This window comes from Brevundimonas sp. (assembly GCF_041919755.1).
In the GTDB taxonomy this organism is placed as follows: Bacteria; Pseudomonadota; Alphaproteobacteria; order Caulobacterales; family Caulobacteraceae; genus Brevundimonas.
This window is the reverse complement of the sequence record NZ_JAYRTD010000014.1, coordinates 53,621-70,878: the sequence shown is the minus strand read 5'-3', so window position 1 is coordinate 70,878 and position 17,258 is coordinate 53,621. Positions and strand designations below refer to the sequence as shown.

Annotated in this window: 19 protein-coding genes, 1 tRNA gene and 1 pseudogene; 14 read left to right on the top strand and 7 right to left on the bottom strand. The window is 67.0% G+C overall.

All coding sequences use genetic code 11. From position 1 onward, the window contains the following. Positions 1-183 (bottom strand): annotated as a pseudogene (locus ACE3TH_RS14095) (cell envelope biogenesis protein OmpA); the annotation flags it as partial. 230 nt (positions 184-413) lie between these two features. On the opposite strand from ACE3TH_RS14095, the gene argB reads away from it, so the two are divergent. From argB to ACE3TH_RS14070, 5 genes are all read left to right on the top strand, one after another. Then, on the top strand, positions 414-1,343 hold the full coding sequence (argB, locus tag ACE3TH_RS14090; RefSeq protein ID WP_374600659.1) for an acetylglutamate kinase: 930 nt from the start codon (positions 414-416) through the stop codon (positions 1,341-1,343). Next, the gene (locus ACE3TH_RS14085; RefSeq protein WP_374600657.1) at positions 1,340-2,014 is read left to right on the top strand and encodes a pyrimidine 5'-nucleotidase; all 675 of its coding nucleotides are present in this window, start codon (positions 1,340-1,342) and stop codon (positions 2,012-2,014) included. Before argB ends, ACE3TH_RS14085 begins: the two co-directional genes overlap by 4 nt. Continuing rightward, on the top strand, positions 2,011-2,871 hold the full coding sequence (gene dapD / locus ACE3TH_RS14080) for a 2,3,4,5-tetrahydropyridine-2,6-dicarboxylate N-succinyltransferase (protein ID WP_374600655.1): 861 nt from the start codon (positions 2,011-2,013) through the stop codon (positions 2,869-2,871). The genes ACE3TH_RS14085 and dapD overlap by 4 nt, the downstream gene beginning before the upstream one ends. A 91-nt stretch (positions 2,872-2,962) precedes the next feature. Then, positions 2,963-3,199 carry a hypothetical protein gene (locus ACE3TH_RS14075; protein WP_374600654.1) on the top strand — a complete coding sequence of 79 codons (237 nt, stop codon included), beginning with the start codon at positions 2,963-2,965 and terminating at the stop codon, positions 3,197-3,199. 76 nt (positions 3,200-3,275) lie between these two features. Further along, the gene (locus tag ACE3TH_RS14070; RefSeq protein ID WP_374600652.1) at positions 3,276-3,965 is read left to right on the top strand and encodes a Crp/Fnr family transcriptional regulator; all 690 of its coding nucleotides are present in this window, start codon (positions 3,276-3,278) and stop codon (positions 3,963-3,965) included. Between the two features lie 6 nt (positions 3,966-3,971). Here the strand turns inward: ACE3TH_RS14070 and ACE3TH_RS14065 are convergent, their stop codons facing one another. After that, positions 3,972-5,198: a PQQ-dependent sugar dehydrogenase gene (locus tag ACE3TH_RS14065; RefSeq protein WP_374600650.1), complete on the bottom strand. Its 1,227-nt coding sequence runs from the start codon at positions 5,196-5,198 to the stop codon at positions 3,972-3,974. 220 nt (positions 5,199-5,418) lie between these two features. On the opposite strand from ACE3TH_RS14065, the gene ACE3TH_RS14060 reads away from it, so the two are divergent. Continuing rightward, positions 5,419-5,495, top strand: a tRNA-Met gene (locus ACE3TH_RS14060). Positions 5,496-5,556: 61 nt separating this feature from the next. Next, on the top strand, positions 5,557-5,856 hold the full coding sequence (locus tag ACE3TH_RS14055) for a hypothetical protein (RefSeq protein ID WP_374600649.1): 300 nt from the start codon (positions 5,557-5,559) through the stop codon (positions 5,854-5,856). Positions 5,857-5,876: 20 nt separating this feature from the next. Here ACE3TH_RS14055 and ACE3TH_RS14050 read toward each other — a convergent pair whose 3' ends face one another. Then, complete coding sequence (locus ACE3TH_RS14050; RefSeq protein ID WP_374600647.1) at positions 5,877-6,446, bottom strand: TlpA family protein disulfide reductase; 570 nt, start codon at positions 6,444-6,446, stop codon at positions 5,877-5,879. Between the two features lie 94 nt (positions 6,447-6,540). Between ACE3TH_RS14050 and argH the strand changes: the two genes are divergently transcribed. From argH to lysA, 3 genes are read left to right on the top strand one after another with little or no spacing between them, the layout of a single operon-like run. Beyond that, the gene (gene argH / locus ACE3TH_RS14045) at positions 6,541-7,908 is read left to right on the top strand and encodes an argininosuccinate lyase (RefSeq protein WP_374600664.1); all 1,368 of its coding nucleotides are present in this window, start codon (positions 6,541-6,543) and stop codon (positions 7,906-7,908) included. 11 nt (positions 7,909-7,919) lie between these two features. Next, on the top strand, positions 7,920-8,153 hold the full coding sequence (locus tag ACE3TH_RS14040; RefSeq protein ID WP_374600646.1) for a hypothetical protein: 234 nt from the start codon (positions 7,920-7,922) through the stop codon (positions 8,151-8,153). 7 nt (positions 8,154-8,160) lie between these two features. Next, a complete protein-coding gene (gene lysA, locus ACE3TH_RS14035) occupies positions 8,161-9,435 on the top strand; it encodes a diaminopimelate decarboxylase (RefSeq protein WP_374600644.1) in 1,275 nt (424 codons plus the stop codon). Here the strand turns inward: lysA and ACE3TH_RS14030 are convergent. Both ACE3TH_RS14030 and ACE3TH_RS14025 read right to left on the bottom strand, forming a co-directional pair. Then, positions 9,432-9,965 carry a phosphoribosyltransferase gene (locus ACE3TH_RS14030; RefSeq protein WP_374600642.1) on the bottom strand — a complete coding sequence of 178 codons (534 nt, stop codon included), beginning with the start codon at positions 9,963-9,965 and terminating at the stop codon, positions 9,432-9,434. The genes lysA and ACE3TH_RS14030 overlap by 4 nt on opposite strands. Then, complete coding sequence (locus ACE3TH_RS14025) at positions 9,958-10,935, bottom strand: MJ0042-type zinc finger domain-containing protein (RefSeq protein WP_374600640.1); 978 nt, start codon at positions 10,933-10,935, stop codon at positions 9,958-9,960. Before ACE3TH_RS14025 ends, ACE3TH_RS14030 begins: the two co-directional genes overlap by 8 nt. Before the next feature lie 69 nt (positions 10,936-11,004). Here ACE3TH_RS14025 and ACE3TH_RS14020 point away from each other — a divergent pair, with 69 nt between their 5' ends. From ACE3TH_RS14020 to ACE3TH_RS14005, 4 genes are read left to right on the top strand one after another with little or no spacing between them, the layout of a single operon-like run. After that, positions 11,005-11,709: a cell division ATP-binding protein FtsE gene (locus tag ACE3TH_RS14020; protein ID WP_374600638.1), complete on the top strand. Its 705-nt coding sequence runs from the start codon at positions 11,005-11,007 to the stop codon at positions 11,707-11,709. 23 nt (positions 11,710-11,732) lie between these two features. Beyond that, positions 11,733-12,587: a cell division protein FtsX gene (locus ACE3TH_RS14015; protein ID WP_374600636.1), complete on the top strand. Its 855-nt coding sequence runs from the start codon at positions 11,733-11,735 to the stop codon at positions 12,585-12,587. Positions 12,588-12,597: 10 nt separating this feature from the next. Continuing rightward, positions 12,598-13,245, top strand: a complete 648-nt coding sequence (locus tag ACE3TH_RS14010) for a YdcF family protein (RefSeq protein WP_374600634.1) — start codon at positions 12,598-12,600, stop codon at positions 13,243-13,245. Beyond that, complete coding sequence (locus ACE3TH_RS14005; RefSeq protein WP_374600632.1) at positions 13,242-13,946, top strand: lysophospholipid acyltransferase family protein; 705 nt, start codon at positions 13,242-13,244, stop codon at positions 13,944-13,946. Before ACE3TH_RS14010 ends, ACE3TH_RS14005 begins: the two co-directional genes overlap by 4 nt. Here the strand turns inward: ACE3TH_RS14005 and pdeM are convergent. Beyond that, positions 13,943-14,674: a ligase-associated DNA damage response endonuclease PdeM gene (gene pdeM, locus ACE3TH_RS14000; protein ID WP_374600631.1), complete on the bottom strand. Its 732-nt coding sequence runs from the start codon at positions 14,672-14,674 to the stop codon at positions 13,943-13,945. The genes ACE3TH_RS14005 and pdeM overlap by 4 nt on opposite strands. Next, positions 14,671-17,196 (bottom strand): ligase-associated DNA damage response DEXH box helicase, encoded by a 2,526-nt coding sequence (locus ACE3TH_RS13995; protein ID WP_374600629.1) that lies wholly within the window; start codon positions 17,194-17,196, stop codon positions 14,671-14,673. Before ACE3TH_RS13995 ends, pdeM begins: the two co-directional genes overlap by 4 nt. Positions 17,197-17,258 lie beyond the last annotated feature (62 nt).

Genomic DNA, 17,258 nt, shown 5'->3' with positions numbered 1-17,258 from the left:
GTCGGTGTCAAAGTTCAGGACCGGACCGTTGGTCTGCGAAACCAGCTCAAGATCGTCCGAGATCGTGTGATAGCCAGCGTCGATCGCACCGTACCAGCCATTCGGCTCCGCCGAAGCCGTTCCGGCACAAAGGGCAAGAGCGCCCGCGGCGCTTGACGCCAGGATAAAAGTCTTAACGCGCATGGGAAAGTGCCCTCCGCAGCCCAAAATGATATCGTGGACGATCCACGGACCTCCACGGCTACGCTCATAACAGGCCGGAATGTCAAGGTCGAGCCGTGCCAGAGGTATTGCGGCGCGACGTGGCGCCTACGCTACATGACGATTGCGTAATGAATCCCACGCCCAGCACCAGAATGTGCAAGCGTTTGATAATGACACGACCCCGCCTTGGCCTTAGTGACGCGCAGATTATGGACGAAACGATGCGCCAATCCGAAGATCGCGGCTGGGACACCGCCAAGACCCTGGCTGAGGCCCTGCCTTACATCCAGGTCTATGATCGCAAGATCGTGGTCATAAAGTACGGCGGCCACGCCATGGGCGAGAGCACCGTGGCCAAACAGTTTGCGGCTGACGTGGTTCTGTTGAAGTTGATGGGCGTCAATCCTGTCGTAGTGCACGGGGGCGGGCCACAGATCAGCGCCATGCTGGACAAGGCGGGGGTCAGATCCAGCTTCGTTGATGGCCTGCGCGTCACCGATCCGGCGACCATGGAAGTGGCCGAGATGGTCCTGTCCGGCGCGGTCAACAAGGAGATCGCCCACTGGATCACCATGGCTGGCAAGGAGGCGGACGTGCGTGGCGTGGGCCTGTCAGGGAAAGACGCGGGCCTGCTGACTGTCGAGAAGACCAGACGCACGCAGCGCGATCCCGACAGCATGATCGAACATGAGGTCGATCTGGGCTATGTCGGGGAACCGACCAAGGTCGATCCCAAGCTGATCGCCGGACTGATCGCATCGGAAACCGAGGATTGGGTACCGGTCATCGCTCCCATCGGCGTCGCCGAGGATGGCCAGACCTACAATGTGAACGCCGACACCGTGGCCGGGGCCGTGGCCGGTTCACTGAACGCCAAGCGGATGTTGCTGCTGACCGACGTGCCGGGCGTGCGCGGTGCGGACGGTGAGATCATCCGCCAGATGACGGTCGGCGAAGCGTCCAAGCTGATCGAGGACGGCATCGCCACCGGCGGCATGATCCCCAAGCTGCAGACCGCCATGGCCGCTGTGCGCGCCGGGGTCGAGGCTGTGGTCATTCTGGACGGGCGTCGGCCGCACGCCATGCTGGTCGAGCTGTTCACCGAACACGGCGCAGGCACCCTGGTGCAGGCCGGATGAGCCGTCCTGTCGGGACAGGGCTGAACCACGTCCGGCATTGGGTGTTCGATATGGACGACACCCTGTACCCGCGCGAACAGGGCCTGATGCGGCTGGTGCAGGCGCGGATCAACGCCTTTGTCGTCGAGGCCGTTGGCATGGCGCCGGACGAGGCCGCCGTATTGCAGCGTCAGTTCCTCGACGAGCACGGCACCACCCTGGCGGGGCTGATGGCCAGCTACACGATCGACGCCGACCGCTTCCTGCACGAGGTTCACGACGTGCCCCTGGACGGGTTGGAGCCAGACCCGCGTCTGGCGGATCAACTGAAGGCCCTGCCGGGTCGGTGCTATGTCTTTACCAACGGTGCGCGTGAGTATGCGCATCGGGTGCTGGCCCACCTGGGCATAGCCGACTGTTTTGAAGGAGTTTTCGCCATCGAGGACGCCGCACTGACGCCCAAGCCCGCACCCGCGACGTTTCGTAAGATGCTGGACCGGTTCGGCATCGATCCGCATCGCGCCGCCTTCTTCGAGGACACGCCCCGCAATCTGGAGCCGGCCAAGATCCTGGGCATGGCGACCATCCTGATCGGGGACGGCCACGGCAAACCATTGGGCGACCATATCGACTACGTCGCCCCCGACCTGCACGACTTCCTTTCCGACCTGAGCTTCAAGGACGCCGCATGACCACGCACGCCGATCTGGAAACCGTCATCGAACAGGCGTGGGAGGACCGTGCTGACATCTCGACCACGACGCAAGGCGATGTGCGCAAGGCCGTCGAACAGGCGCTTTCTCTGCTGGACTCGGGCCAGGCGCGCGTCGCCTCACGCGGCAATGACGGCGTCTGGACCACACATCAGTGGCTGAAGAAGGCGGTGCTACTGTCTTTCCGCCTGAACCCCAATGTCCGCATGGGGGCCCATGTCGGCGCGACCATGGGTCAGATCGATCCGACCCCCGGACCTTACTGGGACAAGGTGCCGGTCAAATGGGCCAACTGGACAGAGGCCCAGTTCGAGGGTGCAGGGTTTCGCGCCGTACCCGGTGCCGTGGCCCGTCAGGGGGCCTTCATCGGCCGCAACGTCGTGCTGATGCCTAGCTTCGTGAACATCGGGGCCTATGTGGACGAGGGCTCCATGGTGGATGCCTGGGCCACGGTCGGGTCTTGTGCCCAGATCGGCAAGAACGTCCACCTGTCTGGCGGTGCGGGCATCGGCGGGGTGCTGGAACCGCTTCAGGCCAACCCCACGATCATTGAGGACGGCTGTTTCATCGGGGCCCGCGCCGAGGTCGCGGAGGGTGTGATCGTGCGCGAGGGCGCGGTCCTGGCGATGGGCGTCTATCTGTCGGCCTCCACCAAAATCGTCGACCGCGCGACCGGCGAAGTGTTCCGGGGCGAGGTGCCGGCCTACAGCGTGGTCGTGCCGGGCGCATTGCCCGATCTGAATGGCGGGCCGTCGCTGTATTGCGCCGTGATCGTCAAGCGTGTGGACGCCCAGACGCGGGCCAAGACGGGCGTCAACGAGTTGTTGCGGGACTGAAACGAGAACATCCCTTGGCCGTAAAGTGGCCAATCCGACAGACGGGAGCTTGGCGGGCACGCTAGAGACACCCCTCACACGGGGGGCGCCCATGCGCATCTACCAATTTCACTTCTTCGATCCGCGCGGCAATGTTCCAGCTCTGGACCTGGCGGAATATGAAGACGACGGCGCGGCCAGTCGCTCGGCCATGAAGCGCCTGGATGACCACGCCAGCTGTCAGGGTGTCGAACTTTACGAGGGTGACCGACTGGTCTTGCGCGTCGAACGCGCGGGCGGCGTGAAGCGCCCGAATACTTTAGTGCCGGACCAGATCATTCCTGTCTGAAATCGTCCCGACACGTCGTTTGGCCTAAGTCGGTTTCCGGCGGACGAACAGTCCAGCTATCCCCTATCGGGCGAATATGCATCAAGCCTTGCCGTCGAATGCCCTGCTCGCCGCCCTGTCGCCCGAAGACCGCGAGGCCCTGACCGGGGCGGCCACCCTCTTCACTTTTCAGGTTGGCCACGTCTTCGTCGAGGCCGGTGAACCGGTCACCCACGCCTATCTGATCCGTCGCGGGATCGTGTCCGCTGTCGCCGCCATGGCTGATGGCCGCACGGTCGAGGTCTTCATGGTCGGGCGCGAAGGCATAACCCATCCCGCTGCCAGCGCGGCGCCCGTTCGCACCTACTCCCGCCACGCCGCCCAGGCGGATGGCGAGGCCTGGAAGATCGAGGTCGGCCGCCTGCGCCAGCTGTGCCGCGAACGACCTGCCATCCAGTCGACCATCCTGTCCTATGCCTCGACGCTGCAGTCGGAGCTGGAGCAGTCGGCCGCCTGCAACGCCCTGCACCGGGCCGAGCAGCGGTTCGCCAAATGGCTGTTGCGGTGTCACGACCGCATCGACGGCGACACCCTGAACCTGACACAGGAATATCTTGCCGCCATGCTGGGCTCTCAGCGCACCACAGTGAACGAGGCGGCCCAGGCCCTGCAAAAGACCGGGGCCATCACCTATTCGCGCGGTAAGATCACCATCATCGACCGGGCCATGCTCGAGCGGACGGCCTGCGAATGCTACAACGGACGCACCGCAGAACCGCCGCTCTGAACGGGCCTAGTCGGCGGTCGCCAGCCGGACCAGCTTGCCGTTCTGCTCGTCCGTGATGGCCCAGACGGCGCCGTCGGACCCTACCGCCACGTCACGCACCCGCTCGCCAAGGTCGGTCAGCAGGCGCTCCTCGCCGACGACGCGATTGTTTTCAAGCACTAGTCGCGCAATGTGCTTTTCCTTGAGGCCAGCGACCAGCAGATTGCCGTTCCAGCCGGGGAACATGGCTCCCTGATACAGGGCCATTCCGCCCGGCGCGATGACGGGATCCCAGTAGTAAACGGGCTGTTCGGTGCCCGCCTTCGCCGTATTGCCCGCATTGATTGGGCCGCCGCGATACTCAATGCCGTAAGCGGCATCTGGCCAGCCATAGTTCTTGCCGGCCTGATCCAGATTGATCTCGTCTCCGCCGCGCGTGCCGTGCTCGACGGTCCAGACGTCGCCGTTGGCGGCGATTGCAATGCCCTGAACGTTGCGGTGACCCAGACTCCAGATTTCCGGCAGAGCCCCGTCCTGGCCGACATAGGGGTTGTCCTGCGGCACGGTGCCGCCGGCATTGATGCGGATGGTCTTGCCCATGTGCGAGCCCAGATCCTGGGCCTGGGGCCGCATTGGCGCGTCGGAGCGCTCGCCCAAGGTAATGAACAAATGGCCGTCTGGCGCGAAAGCCAGCGAGGAGCCGAAATGCTTGTCGCCGTCATAGACCGGCAGGGCGCGGAATATGACCTGCACATCCTCGACCCGGCGGCCGTCATTCGACAGGCGCCCGCGCGCGACCGAGGTGGCGTTGCCTCCGGTGCGGGCCTCGGAATAGCTCCAGTAGATCATGCGGTCCTGACCGAACGTCGGGCCGATGACAACATCCAGCAAGCCGCCCTGACCACGCGCATCCACGGCAGGCAGGCCCGCGACGGGTTCGCCGATCATGCCTTCGGTGCTGATGATGCGCAGACGACCCGGCTTTTCCGTCACCAGCCAGCGGCCGTCCGGCAGCATGGCCAGGCCCCAGGGATGCTCCAGTCCCGAGGCGACGACGGTGTGGGCCAAGGCGGCTTCGGTGCGAACGGCCGGTGCCCGCGTCTGCCCGGCAAAGGCCGGGGTCTGGCTGGGGGCATTGGCGGGCCGGGTTTCCAGCGGAGCACCGGGCGCGGCAGGGGCATCCTGTCCATTCGCTCCACAGGCGGCAGCCAGGGTCAGGGCGGAGACGGTAGCGGCGAGGGCGATCAGGCGCATGGAGCACTCCGGCAGTGAGTTCTGGGTAAGGGTTTGCCGCACAACGGTATCGAAAGCCTGACCGTTCCGCGACATCGCCTCCGAACGATGCGACCGATCGCCTCTGGTGACGGCAAGGTCCACGGCACCTTGAAACGCGCCGCGCCCGCCTATATAGGCACGCCTCTTCCGGCGGACAGACCAGTTCCCGTCGGACCTGAACGACTGGTTCGTCGATTGGGGCTGGATAGCTCAGCTGGTTAGAGCGGTGGATTCATAACCCACAGGTCGGCGGTTCAAGTCCGCCTCCAGCTACCATCGCCGCAACCCCTCCAGACCTTCCGCGTTAACGGCCAAGGTTCAATCCTGGAGGACATCCATGCGTATTCGTATTCCCGCCGCTGCCGTCGCTATTGCCGCCCTGTCGCTGGGCATGGCCGCCTGCACCGAGGCCGAGCAGGACGAAGTCCAGGCCGACGCCAACGAGGCCGCCGCCGAAACCGGTCAGACGCTGGAACAGGCGGGCGATGCGCTGGGCGAAGAGGCCGCGCAGGTCGGCTCCGCCATCGCCGCCGGTGCGGGCGAGGTGGCCCAGGAGGTCGATCAGGCCACGGATGACCTGGCCCGCGACGCCGAAGCACAGAAGGCCGAAACGGCCCGCGAAGAACGTGCTGAATAGATGAAGCGTCGGAGTCGGGTTCAGCCCGGCTCCGCCAGCAGGGCATCGACCAAGGCACGCGCCTCCGGCCCGGCCCAGTCTGCGCCACCGGAGAAGCTGGCGCGGACCTGTCCTTTGCGATCAATCAGGACTGTTTGAGGCATGGCCCCTTTGCCGGGCAGCTCGAACGGCATCTGAAACGTCGGATCGCTGTAGAATGGCAAAGGGGCGTGGCCGTCGATGAACGCCTCGCCCGCCGCGATCTGCTGCGGCGTCGCATCGACATTGATGGGGAGAACCAGAAGGTCTGTACCCTCATAGGCTGACGACAGTGCCGCCAGCGTCGGCATCTCTGTGCGACAGGGTGCGCACCACATTGCCCAGACATTGACCACGACAACCTTGCCTCGAAAATCCGCTAGTGTGGTCGCTGTGCCCTCGCGGGTCTGGAACGGGTGATCCGGCGTGGCCAGAGGCCGGGGCGGCACAGCCAATGCGGCCAGATCTCCCTTGGCAAAGCGCGACAGGTCGCTTTTGCCCGCGCGATCGGCGTATAGGGTGACACCCCCCGCGATCAGGCCCAGCAGCACGATTGCGGCTCCCGCTGCCATTGCCTTACTCGAGCCGTTCATGACCGAACCATCGACGCCTGCCCCCGACGCGGAGCCCGCGACCCAGACCAAGTCCGCGCGTGCCGGTCAAGACATGTGGGGGGGACGCTTTTCGTCGCGCCCGGCGGACATCATGCAGGCGATCAACGTTTCCATTGGGGTTGATCAACGCCTGTGGGCTCAGGATCTGGCCGGCTCGCGCGCCCACTGCCGCATGCTGATGGCAAAGGCGATCATCACCGAGCCGGATGGCCAGGCCATTCTGAACGGCCTCGACACCATCGAAGCCGAGATCACGGGCGGCATCTTCCCGTTCCGGGACCAATACGAAGACATCCACATGAATGTGGAGGCGCGCCTGTCCGAGCTGATCGGCGAGCCGTCGGGGCGGTTGCACACAGCTCGTAGCCGCAACGACCAGGTCGCCACCGATTTCCGCCTCTGGGTCCGCGACGCCTGCGACCGGGCGGTCGAGCAGCTTCAGGGTTTGCAGAAGGCCCTGCTGGCTCGCGCAGAACAGCATGCGGGCGACCTGATGCCGGGGTTTACGCACCTGCAGACCGCCCAGCCGGTGACCTTGGGTCACCATCTGATGGCCTATGTCGAAATGTTCGGACGCGACGCAGGAAGGTTTGCCGACGCCCGCACCCGCATGAACGAAAACCCGCTGGGGGCTGCAGCCCTGGCCGGTTCGCCCTTTCCCATCGACCGCCACATGACGGCCCAGGCCTTGGGCTTCGACCGGCCCATGGCCAACAGTCTGGACGCGGTGTCCGACCGTGACTTCGCCTTGGAAAGTCTGGCCGCCGCCTCCATCACCGCCGGGCACCTGTCGCGTCTGGCCGAGGAGATCGTGGTCTGGATGACGCCGATGTTCGGCTTTGCGTCCCTGCCCGACGACCTGACCACCGGTTCGTCGATCATGCCACAGAAGCGCAACCCCGACGCCGCCGAACTGGTGCGCGCCAAGTCGGGCCGCATCCTCGGTTCGCTAGTCGCCCTGTCGACGGTGATGAAAGGCCTGCCGCTGGCCTATTCCAAGGACATGCAGGAGGACAAGCCGCCGGTGTTCGAGGCGTTCGACGCCCTGACCCTGGCGCTGGGGGCCATGACTGCCATGGTATCGGCCCTCCAACCGAACACAGAAAAGATGGCGGCGGCGGCGGGTGCGGGTTTCTCGACCGCCACCGATCTGGCCGACTGGCTGGTGCGGGAACTGAACCTGCCGTTCCGTCAGGCGCACCATGTCACGGGCGCGGCGGTCAAGCGCGCTGAGGCGCTCGGTGTGGGGCTGGCCGATCTGTCGCTGGACGAACTGAAAATCCTGCATCCCGGCATCACAGAAGCCGTGTATGAGGTTCTGTCGCCGGAGGCCTCCTGCGCCAGTCGCCAGAGCTATGGCGGCACCGCGCCGGAACAGGTTCGCGCACAGATCGCTGAGTGGAAGTCACGTCTCGCATGAAAGAGTTCGCAATGAAGAAGGTCGTCCTGCTGGGTGTCGTGGCGGTCATCGCCGCCGGTGCCGCCGCCTGTGGCCGCATGGCCGACCTGGAGGCTCCGCCCAAGCGCGAGACCGAGCGGGCGCAGCGCGACGGTCGGGCACCCAGCCTGCCCGAGCCCGCTACCGTCTATCGTCCGCCTAGCCAGATGCCGATCGACGGCGGCCCCAGCAGCCCCTACGGCGGCTCGGGCTCCAGCCCCAACTAGGTCTGCCTTGCACCACTTCGTGCTGAAGGACGGCGGCCTGCACGCCGAAAGTATCTCGCTGGAGGCACTGGCCGAGCAGGTCGGCACGCCGACCTATGTCTATTCGACCGCGACCCTCGCCCGGCATTACAGCCTGCTGCGTGATGCGGTTGGGCAGTATCGCCCTGCGCTGGGCGACGCCCTGATCGCCTTCGCAGTCAAGGCCAACTCCAACATCTCGGTGCTGGCGACCCTGGCGCGGCTCGGCTGCGGGGCCGATACGGTGTCCGAGGGCGAAATCCGCCGGGCGCTGAAGGCGGGCGTGCCGGCCGAACGCATCATCTTCTCCGGTGTCGGCAAGACGGACGCCGAACTGGCCTTCGCGCTCGATCAGGGCGTGCGCCAAATCAATGTCGAGAGCGGCGTCGAGCTGGATCGGTTGATCGTTGTAGCGGCGGCGAAGGGCGCATCCCCCGACATCGCTATTCGCGTCAACCCCAAGGTGGGGGCAGGCGGCCATGCCAAGATCACGACCGGTGGCGAAGGCGACAAGTTCGGCGTGCCGGTCGAGGAAGCGCTGTCCCTTTACGCCCGTGCCGCCGCCTCGCCGCATGTGACGCCCGTCGGCCTCGCCTGCCACATCGGCAGCCAGATCACGGACCTGACCCCGCTGGAGGCCGCGTTCCGGACCCTGCGCGGCATGACCCTGACCCTGCGGGCGCGGGGCCTGTCTGTGACCCGGCTGGACCTCGGCGGCGGGCTGGGTGTGCCCTATCATGGCCAGGCCGAGACGGCGTCGATCGCCGACTATGTCGCCATCTGCGCCCGCGTGCTGGACGGTCTGGACGTCGAGGCCGCGTTCGAACCCGGTCGCCTGCTGGCCGCCAATGCCGGAGTGCTGCTCAGCCGCGTGATCCAGGTCAATGAGCGGGCTGATGGTCGCCGCTTCCTGGTTCTGGATGCGGCCATGAACGACCTGATGCGCCCGGCGCTTTACGACGCCTTCCACGAAGTCGTCCCGGTGCGTCCGCGCGACGGAGAGCCTTTGCTCTACGACATCGTCGGCCCGGTCTGCGAGACGGGCGACACCTTTGCCCGCGATCGGTCGATGCCGCCGTTGCAGGCCGGTGATCTGGTCGCCTTCACCGGGGCGGGGGCCTACGGCGCGGTCATGTCCAGCGAATACAACTCCCGCCCGCTGGTGGCCGAGGTGCTGGTCGACGGCGACCGCTGGGCCGTCATCCGCGACCGGCCATCCTATGAAGACATGTGGGCGCGGGAGCCGAAGGCCGACTGGCTCTAGTCCAGAGCGCACACATCCGGCAGGCCGCGCAGCGCGCCCGCATGATCGAGGCCATATCCGACCAAAAACCGGTTCGGCGCATCCCAGCCCACGAAATCCGGCTCCGGTGCGCGCGGCAGGGGCCAGGGCTTCTTGGCGAAGACGGCGGTGACGACCTCTGATGCGCCCGCGGCCCTGGCGATCCTGACCGCCTCGGCCAGCGACAGGCCGGTGTCGAACACATCGTCCAGGATCAGGACGCGCCGGCCCTCCACCGAGCGTTGCAGCGGCGCATGGACGTCGATCCGTCCCCGGCTGGACTGTTCGTCACCGTAGGACGCCAGCCACAGGGCATCGAAGCGGACATTGCGGCCCACCCGTGCCAGCGCCCGCGTCAGATCGGCGGCGAACCATAGGCCACCGGTCAGCAGGACCACCGCCACCGTCTCATCGTCAATGACCGGGGCGATGCGCGCGGCCATGTCGGCGACGATACGGTGCACCTCGGCCTCGGGTAGCAGGACGGTCGGTGTGGGTGCGGGCTCAGCCATGAGGGGCGGATACCGCCCCGGCGTGGCCATTGTCGAGGGCTGACGTGCTGACCGTGGTCGCCACGGCGTCGATCGGTTGCATGTTCAGCGGCTCGCTGGCCGGCAGGGCGGGACGCAGGGCCCCGTCATCGGCGACCGGCAGCGGGCGATGGGCCGGAGCCTCCGCATGATCGGCACCGTGATCCGATACCGGGGTCGCGTCATGCGGTTCTTCGGCATGGGCCTTGGCCGGAGCGTCCGTCAGGACGAAGTCGGCGGCGACGCCGCGGCCCTTTCCACCCGGATCGTCGACCACGGCGGCGAAGCCCTGCACCTTGCCGGGCAGGACGGGGGCTGCATCGATGCGGACGATGGCATGGGCGATCTCGGCCCCATGTTCGTCCAGCAGGGCGACCCGCACCGGCGGCGCGACCCGCTCATTGTCGCGCACGTTTCGCAGCGCGCCGGAAATCACGATCTTGCCCGGATCGTTGGGCAGGGCGCGGCCGCTGACCGCCTCGAAGTCGAGTCCCGTCGGATTGACCTCCAGTCCGACGGCGGCATAGGCGGCGGCCGTGCGCGGCATCATCTCCACGACCTCGACCCGGAACAGCCAGGCCGCGCCGAGCAGGAGCGCAAAGCCCGAGGCGATCCCGGCCCAGACCACGCCGTGGGTAGCGGCACGGCGCAGGCGTCGCTGCTGCTCCACCTTGGCGCGATAGGCCTTGGGCAGTTCGGGGGCAGGGGTCTCCGCCAATGATTCGGGCGCAACCGGCTCTGGAGACGCATCCTCGCGCTTGCCGAAGCTGGCGGGTTCGGGTGCGACGGTCTTGGCCACGACCGGCGGCGATTCCGACAGTTCCAGCGGCTCGTCCAGCGTCGCGCGCCAGGTATGCTCGCACGTCTTGCAGCGCACCGAGCGGCCGCTTGGCCCGATCGCTTCATCGGGGGTGAAATAGCTGGTGGCGCAGGACGGGCAGGTCAGTATCATGGGCGCTGACTGCGAGGCTCTTCGCCCCCTCCCGTCGCGGCGATCACACCGCGTCCTGATCCAAAATCCATGTCCGTCCAGCCCCGCCGCACGCCCGACACCGCCTCCGCCGCCGCGACCGTCCGCCTTGAGGGCGTAGGCTTTGGCTATGCGCAAACGCACCGCGCGTTGCGGGACATTAACCTTACCTTGCCTGCCGGCTCTTTCCATTTCCTTACCGGGCCGTCCGGAGCGGGAAAATCGACGCTGCTGAAGCTGCTGACCCTGACCGAACGGCCGGTGTCAGGGCGGCTGCACCTGTTCGGTCAGGACGCGACGGCGGCGACGCGTCGCGAACTACCCGGCTTTCGCCGTCGCATGGGCATGGTGTTTCAGGATTTCCGCCTGCTGGGCCATTTGTCGGCCTTCGACAATGTCGCCCTGCCGCTGCGGCTAACCGGCCAAAAATCCTATCGCGCCGATGTCGAGGAGATGCTGGCCTGGGTCGGCTTGGGCGACCGAATGGAGGCACGGCCCTCCACCCTGTCCGGCGGCGAGCAGCAGCGACTGGCCATCGCCCGAGCCGTAGTCAGCCGCCCGGACCTGATCCTGGCCGACGAGCCGACGGGCAGCGTCGATGCCGCCATGGCCGAGCGCCTCCTGAAACTGTTCCAGTCGATGAACCGGCTGGGCACCACCATCCTGATCGCCAGCCACGACCAGGCCTTGGCCGAGCGATCCGGCGCGACCCTGCTGCGGCTCGAGAGCGGTCGGCTGATGGGCGGTGACGCATGATCGGCGGGCTGACCAACCGCAGAATGAGCCTGCTGCCCCGCGATGCAGGCGGCGAGCGCTGGCTGGTGACGCTCATCGCGGTGCTGTGTTTCCTCGCCTGTCTGGCCGCTGTCGGAGCCGCCGCCGCCGACCGGGCCGCCCACGGCTGGGCGCGACAGTTGGGGGCAGAGGCGACGGTTCAGGTGCGCCCGCGTGTCGGTGAAACCGGGGCCGAGGCCGCCGCCCGCGCCGCCGAAACGCTGGCCGGGGTCACCGGCGTTGCCGAGGCCCGGGCCCTGGATCGCAAGGCGGCGGAGGACCTGCTGCGGCCTTGGGTGGGAGAGGCTGTCCTGCCCGACTTGCCGCTGCCCTATCTGATCACCGTGCGGCTGGACCGCGACGCCCCCGCCAGCGCCGTGACCCTCAGCCGCGCCTTGGCTGAGGCGGGGCTCGACGCCAGCGTCGACGATCACAGCCTGTGGCGCGGCGAGGTGGAACAGTCGGCGGGCCTGATCACCGCCCTGGCCATCGCCGCCTTCCTGCTGACCGCGGGTGCGGCCGGGGCGGCGGTCGCCTATGCGACCCGCGCGGGCATGGCGGCGCAGGCGGCGTTGATAGAAACCTTGAGCCTGAATGGGGCCTCCGACGGCACCATCGCCTGGCTGTTCCAGCGCCGCTATGCCCTTGTGGCCGCGGCGGCCGGTGCGATAGGCGCGGCGGCGGCCATGGCCGCAGTCTCGGCCCTGCGGCTGCTTGGCGGGACAGAAGGGATTACACCAGCCCTGCCCGTGGCGTGGAGCGATGTGCTGCTGCTCTCGCCATGCCCGCTGCTGGCCGCTACGGTGGCGCTTGTCGCGGCGCGCTTCACGGCGCTGGCGGGAATGAAGGACCGTCGCTAGCTTGAAGCCTATGAAGTTTTTGACTTTCGTCGCCATACTGGCCCTGATGTGGCTGGTCGGCCTGTTCGTGTTCGCCGAACGGGTGCGCGGCTTTACGCCCGCCGAGGACCCTGCACGCGCGGACGCCATCGTGGCCCTGACCGGGCCATCGGCCGAGCGGGTCAATGTGGCCATCCGCCTGCTCGAAAACGACAAGGGCGACCGGGTACTCATCTCGGGCGTCAACCGCGAGGTGCGCCGTCAGGAGCTGCGCGCCCTGACCCCTGGCTCCAACCGTCTGTTCAACTGCTGCGTCGACCTCGGCTTCGAGGCCATGGACACCATCGGCAACGCTCAGGAGATCGCAACCTGGGCTCGTGAAAAGGGCTATACCCGGCTGATCGTGGTGACGTCCGACTATCACATGCCTCGGTCCATGGTGGAGATCCGCTCGGCCTATCCGGGGGTCGAGCTGACGCCCTATGCCGTCGAGACCCCGTCGCTGGACAACAGCGGCTGGTGGAAGGCGGCGGTTACGGCGCGGCGGATGACGCTGGAATACATGAAATATCTGGCGGCTCTGGGTCGTGCGGTCTGGACGCGGGTCAGCGGCGATGCGCCTGCCCCGGTTGAGCCTGCGTCCGATGACCAGGTCGTCGAAGAGGCCGTCCGTCCATGACCACTGTCCGCTCCCTGCTGTTCGTGGTCTGGCTGTATCTGTCGATGGCCGTGTTCGCCATCGGCCTGTCGCCCACGCTTTTGCTGCCCTATCGCGTCGCCATGACCGTGATCCGGTTCTGGGCGCGCTTCGTGCTGTTCGGCCTGCGCTGGATCGCGGGCGTGAAAGTCGAGTTTCGGGGGCTGGAGCATCGCCCGACCGGTGCGGCCCTGATGGCGGGCAAGCACCAGAGCATGCTGGACGTCATCGCGCCCTTTGCCATCCTGCCGGACAACTGCTTCATCATGAAGAAGGAGCTGATGCCGCTGCCCTTCTTCGGCTGGTTCGCCTGGAAGACGCGCATGATCGCCGTGGATCGCTCAGCCCATGCCAAGGCGCTGAAGGACATGGTGAAACAAGCCCGTGCCCGTCACGCCGAGGGGCGCCAGATCCTGATCTTCCCCGAAGGCACCCGGGCCGAGATCGGGGCCGCGCCCGACTACAAGCCCGGCATCGCCGCCCTGTACCGCGACCTCGACGTCCCCTGCACCCCCATCGCCACCAACTCCGGCGCCCACTGGCCTGCGCATGGGTTCCGCCGCCATCAGGGGACGGTGGTCTATGAATTTCTGCCGGTGGTGCCTGCGGGTCTCAAGCGGGCGGAGTTCATGGCGCAGCTGGAGGAGAGGCTGGAGGAGGCGTCCAAGGCTCTATTGAACTAGCGCAGCATCTCCCAGCTCAACGCATGCACCCGGTCCCGGCCCAACGCGGCCGCCAGAGGTGCCTCGGTGAATAGCCCCGCGATCGCCGCATCTCGCACGTCCAGCCCCCCCGTGAAGGCTCCGAACGCCGGCAGCACGGCCCTGCGCCCATCGGTCACGAAACACGGGCGGCGGACACTGCGGCGATAGGCGACGATGCGGGCGGCGGGGTGGAGGTGGCCGGCGATCTCGCCGGGCTGAGTGCCGCCTTGCGGTTCGTGGATCAGGCGCAGCGAGCCCAGGGTCATGGTCTCGATCACCTCGCCGGGTAGGGCGTCGACAGAGCCAGCCAGCGCCGCGATGTCGTGATTGCCCTCCAGCCAGATCCAGGTGCGGCCCTTGGCCAGGCGACCCAGCCGCTCGCAGTCGCCAGGGGCCATACGCCCGATCGAGGCGGCGTCGTGGAAGCTGTCACCCAACAGCACGACCGAGGCGGGCTGCAGGGCCTCGATCTCGGCCTCCAGCCGATCCAGGGTGGCCGAGCTGTCATAGGGCGGCAGCATCTGGCCCCGCGCGGCGAAGGCGGAGCCCTTTTCCAGATGCAGGTCCGCCGCGATCAGGGTCCGGTGGTTGATGACCCACAATGCCCCGGAACAGCGCAGCACGCAGGGCTCGCCCTCGATCAGCACGCGCAGGCCGCCGCATGGGTGACGCGCAGGCGACAGGGTCTGGCGCAGGGCGGCGTTCATGCTGCACCCTCCAGTTCGGGCGGGGCCCCTTCCATGACCTCGGCCACTAGAGCCTCCAGCCCGAACTCGTGGGCCGTCTCGTCCAGGATCATCTCGGCCGCCCCGCCGCCGACCCGCTCCCGCCCGATCTGGACCAGCACGGGCACGCTGAACGGCGAGGCGCGCTCCAAGGCGACGGGGCGGATGCGCCCCTGGATGCGCGTCAGCAACTGACCCAGGCGCGCTACATCCAGCAGGCCCGAGGCGGCATCGGCGCGGGCGGTCTTCAGCAGCAAATGGTCGGGTTGGTGTCGGCGCAGCACGTCGTAGATCAGGTCAGTGGAGAAGGTCACCTGCCGTCCCGTCTTTTCGGTCCCCGGCTGGCGACGCTCGATCAAGCCCGAGATCAGGGCGCAATTGCGGAAGGTGCGTTTCATCATGAAACTCTCTTCCAGCCAGCTCTCCAGATCGTCGCCCAGCATGTCCGGCTCGAACAGGGTGTTCAGGTCCAGTCCGTCCATCGGCCGGATCGACCAGATGGCCAGAGAGTAGTCCGTCACCACGAACCCCAGCGGCCCGACCCCCAGCCGATCCAGCCGTCGCGTCAGCAGCATGCAGAGGGTCGAATGGGCCAGGTTTCCCTCAAATGGATAGGCCACCAGAAAATGCCGCGACCCGCGCGGGAAGGTCTCGACCAGCATGGTCTCCTTGTCCGGCACGACCGAGCGTTCCTCCTGCAGCGCCAGCCATTCCTGCACGTCGGCTGGAAGGACGCGCCAGTGATCGCGATCCTGGATCATGTCGCGGACGCGGGCAGCCAAGGAGGTCGACATCGGAAACTTCGACCCGCCCCATGAGGGGATCTTGGGGTCCTTGTCCTGGGCATGGGTCACCAAGGCGTCGGTGCCGGTGATGCCCTGAAAGGCCCAGACCTGACCGGCGAACACGAAGGTGTCGCCGGGCGTCAGCTGTTCGAAATACCATTCCTCGGCCTCGCCGACCTTGCGCCCGCCGATCAGCTGTTTGGTTGCGCCTCCACGCCGAGAGGCCACGCGGATGTTCAGTGTCCCGGCCGAGACGATGGCTCCGACATTCATCCGGTGCCGCTGGGTCGTCTGGGCGTTGCGGACCTTCCACTTGCCGTCACGCGTCCGCACGATCCGCGCGAACCGCTCATAGGTGCGCAGGGCATAGCCGCCGGTGGCGACGAGATCGACGACCTCCTCGAACTGCTCCCAGGTCAGACCGCGATAGGGGCCGCAGGACGTGATCTCGGCATAGAGGTCTTCCAGCGCGAACGGCTCGGAGCAGGCGCAGCCCATGACGTGCTGGGCCAGGGTGTCCAGCGTTCCGGTATGCACCGGCTCCCAGTCGAAGGTGTTCTCGGCCACTGCCTCGCGCGCCGCCTGGCATTCCAGCATCTCGAACCGGCTGGCCGGCACCATCAGGGCGCGAGACGGCTCATCCAGACGGTGGTTGGCCCGGCCGATGCGCTGGACCAGGCGGCTGGCCCCCTTGGGGGCCGCCATCTGGATGACCAGATCGACATCGCCCCAGTCGATGCCCAGATCTAGGGTTGAGGTGCAGACCACGGCCCGCAGATCGCCCCGCGCCATCGCCGCCTCGACCTTGCGCCGCTGTTCGGCAGCGAGGGAGCCGTGGTGCAGCGCGATGGGAAGGTTATCGTCATTAATCGCCCACAACTGCTGGAACACATATTCCGATTGCCAGCGGGTGTTGACGAAGATCAGGCTCATCCCCGCCCGTCTGATCGCCTCATAGACCGCCGGGATGGCGTGCTGGCCGGTGTGGCCTGCCCAAGGCACGCGGCCATCGGAGATCAGAACATCCACCACAGGCGGTGCTCCGGGGTCGCCGGTGACGATGGTCACTCCACGGTCGTCAGCCGGTGCCAGCCAATCCGCGATCATCGCCGGATCGTCCACCGTCGCGCTCAAGGCCACGCGTCGCATCTCCGGCGCGAACTGCTGCAACCGCCCCAGTCCCAGCGACAGCAGGTCGCCGCGCTTGCCGCTCCAGATCGCATGCACCTCGTCCAGCACGACGCATTTCAGGTCGGCGAAGTAGTCCCGCGCGCCGTCCCAGGCACAGAACAGCGCGAGTTGTTCGGGCGTGGTCAGCAGGATGTCCGGCGGGTTCTCGCGCTGGCGCTGTTTCTTGGATTGCTTGGTGTCGCCGGTGCGGCTCTCGACATGGATCTTCAGCCCGATCTCGCGGATCGGCGTCATCAGATTGCGCTCTACATCGGTGGTCAGCGCCTTCAGCGGCGACAGATAGAGTGTGTGCACCCCGCTGCCCGGCCCGAGGGTTGGGCGCGGCCCACGCTCGGCCAGATCGATCAGACTGGGCAGAAACCCCGCCAGCGTCTTGCCGCCGCCGGTCGGCGCGACCAGCAGGGCATGCGCCCCCGCCTGACCCGCCGCGACCATTTCCAGCTGATGCCGTCGGGGCACCCAGCCGCGCTTCGCGAACCAGTCGGCGAAGAGGGGGGGAAGCGTGGCAGGAGCGGAGGGCGACGTCACTCGCCGCCTATAGCATGTTCCCGTTCCGTTTCACGCCCCGAACCGCTAACTGTAGAAGGTGA

Bases quoted from the DNA above. Each gene is read 5' to 3' on its own strand.
- ACE3TH_RS14040 (WP_374600646.1), top strand. From the start codon at position 7,920: ATGAAGAAGGTCGTCCTGCTGGGTGTCGTGGCGGTCATCGCCGCCGGT.
- ACE3TH_RS14055 (WP_374600649.1), top strand. From the start codon at position 5,557: ATGCGTATTCGTATTCCCGCCGCTGCCGTCGCTATTGCCGCCCTGTCG.
- ACE3TH_RS14020 (WP_374600638.1), top strand. From the start codon at position 11,005: ATGTCCGTCCAGCCCCGCCGCACGCCCGACACCGCCTCCGCCGCCGCG.
- argB (WP_374600659.1), top strand. From the start codon at position 414: ATGGACGAAACGATGCGCCAATCCGAAGATCGCGGCTGGGACACCGCC.
- ACE3TH_RS14085 (WP_374600657.1), top strand. From the start codon at position 1,340: ATGAGCCGTCCTGTCGGGACAGGGCTGAACCACGTCCGGCATTGGGTG.
- ACE3TH_RS14070 (WP_374600652.1), top strand. From the start codon at position 3,276: ATGCATCAAGCCTTGCCGTCGAATGCCCTGCTCGCCGCCCTGTCGCCC.
- ACE3TH_RS14075 (WP_374600654.1), top strand. From the start codon at position 2,963: ATGCGCATCTACCAATTTCACTTCTTCGATCCGCGCGGCAATGTTCCA.
- dapD (WP_374600655.1), top strand. From the start codon at position 2,011: ATGACCACGCACGCCGATCTGGAAACCGTCATCGAACAGGCGTGGGAG.
- ACE3TH_RS14010 (WP_374600634.1), top strand. From the start codon at position 12,598: ATGAAGTTTTTGACTTTCGTCGCCATACTGGCCCTGATGTGGCTGGTC.
- ACE3TH_RS14050 (WP_374600647.1), bottom strand. From the start codon at position 6,446: ATGGCAGCGGGAGCCGCAATCGTGCTGCTGGGCCTGATCGCGGGGGGT.
- ACE3TH_RS14015 (WP_374600636.1), top strand. From the start codon at position 11,733: ATGAGCCTGCTGCCCCGCGATGCAGGCGGCGAGCGCTGGCTGGTGACG.
- ACE3TH_RS14005 (WP_374600632.1), top strand. From the start codon at position 13,242: ATGACCACTGTCCGCTCCCTGCTGTTCGTGGTCTGGCTGTATCTGTCG.
- ACE3TH_RS14065 (WP_374600650.1), bottom strand. From the start codon at position 5,198: ATGCGCCTGATCGCCCTCGCCGCTACCGTCTCCGCCCTGACCCTGGCT.
- pdeM (WP_374600631.1), bottom strand. From the start codon at position 14,674: ATGAACGCCGCCCTGCGCCAGACCCTGTCGCCTGCGCGTCACCCATGC.
- ACE3TH_RS14025 (WP_374600640.1), bottom strand. From the start codon at position 10,935: ATGATACTGACCTGCCCGTCCTGCGCCACCAGCTATTTCACCCCCGAT.
- argH (WP_374600664.1), top strand. From the start codon at position 6,541: ATGTGGGGGGGACGCTTTTCGTCGCGCCCGGCGGACATCATGCAGGCG.
- ACE3TH_RS14030 (WP_374600642.1), bottom strand. From the start codon at position 9,965: ATGGCTGAGCCCGCACCCACACCGACCGTCCTGCTACCCGAGGCCGAG.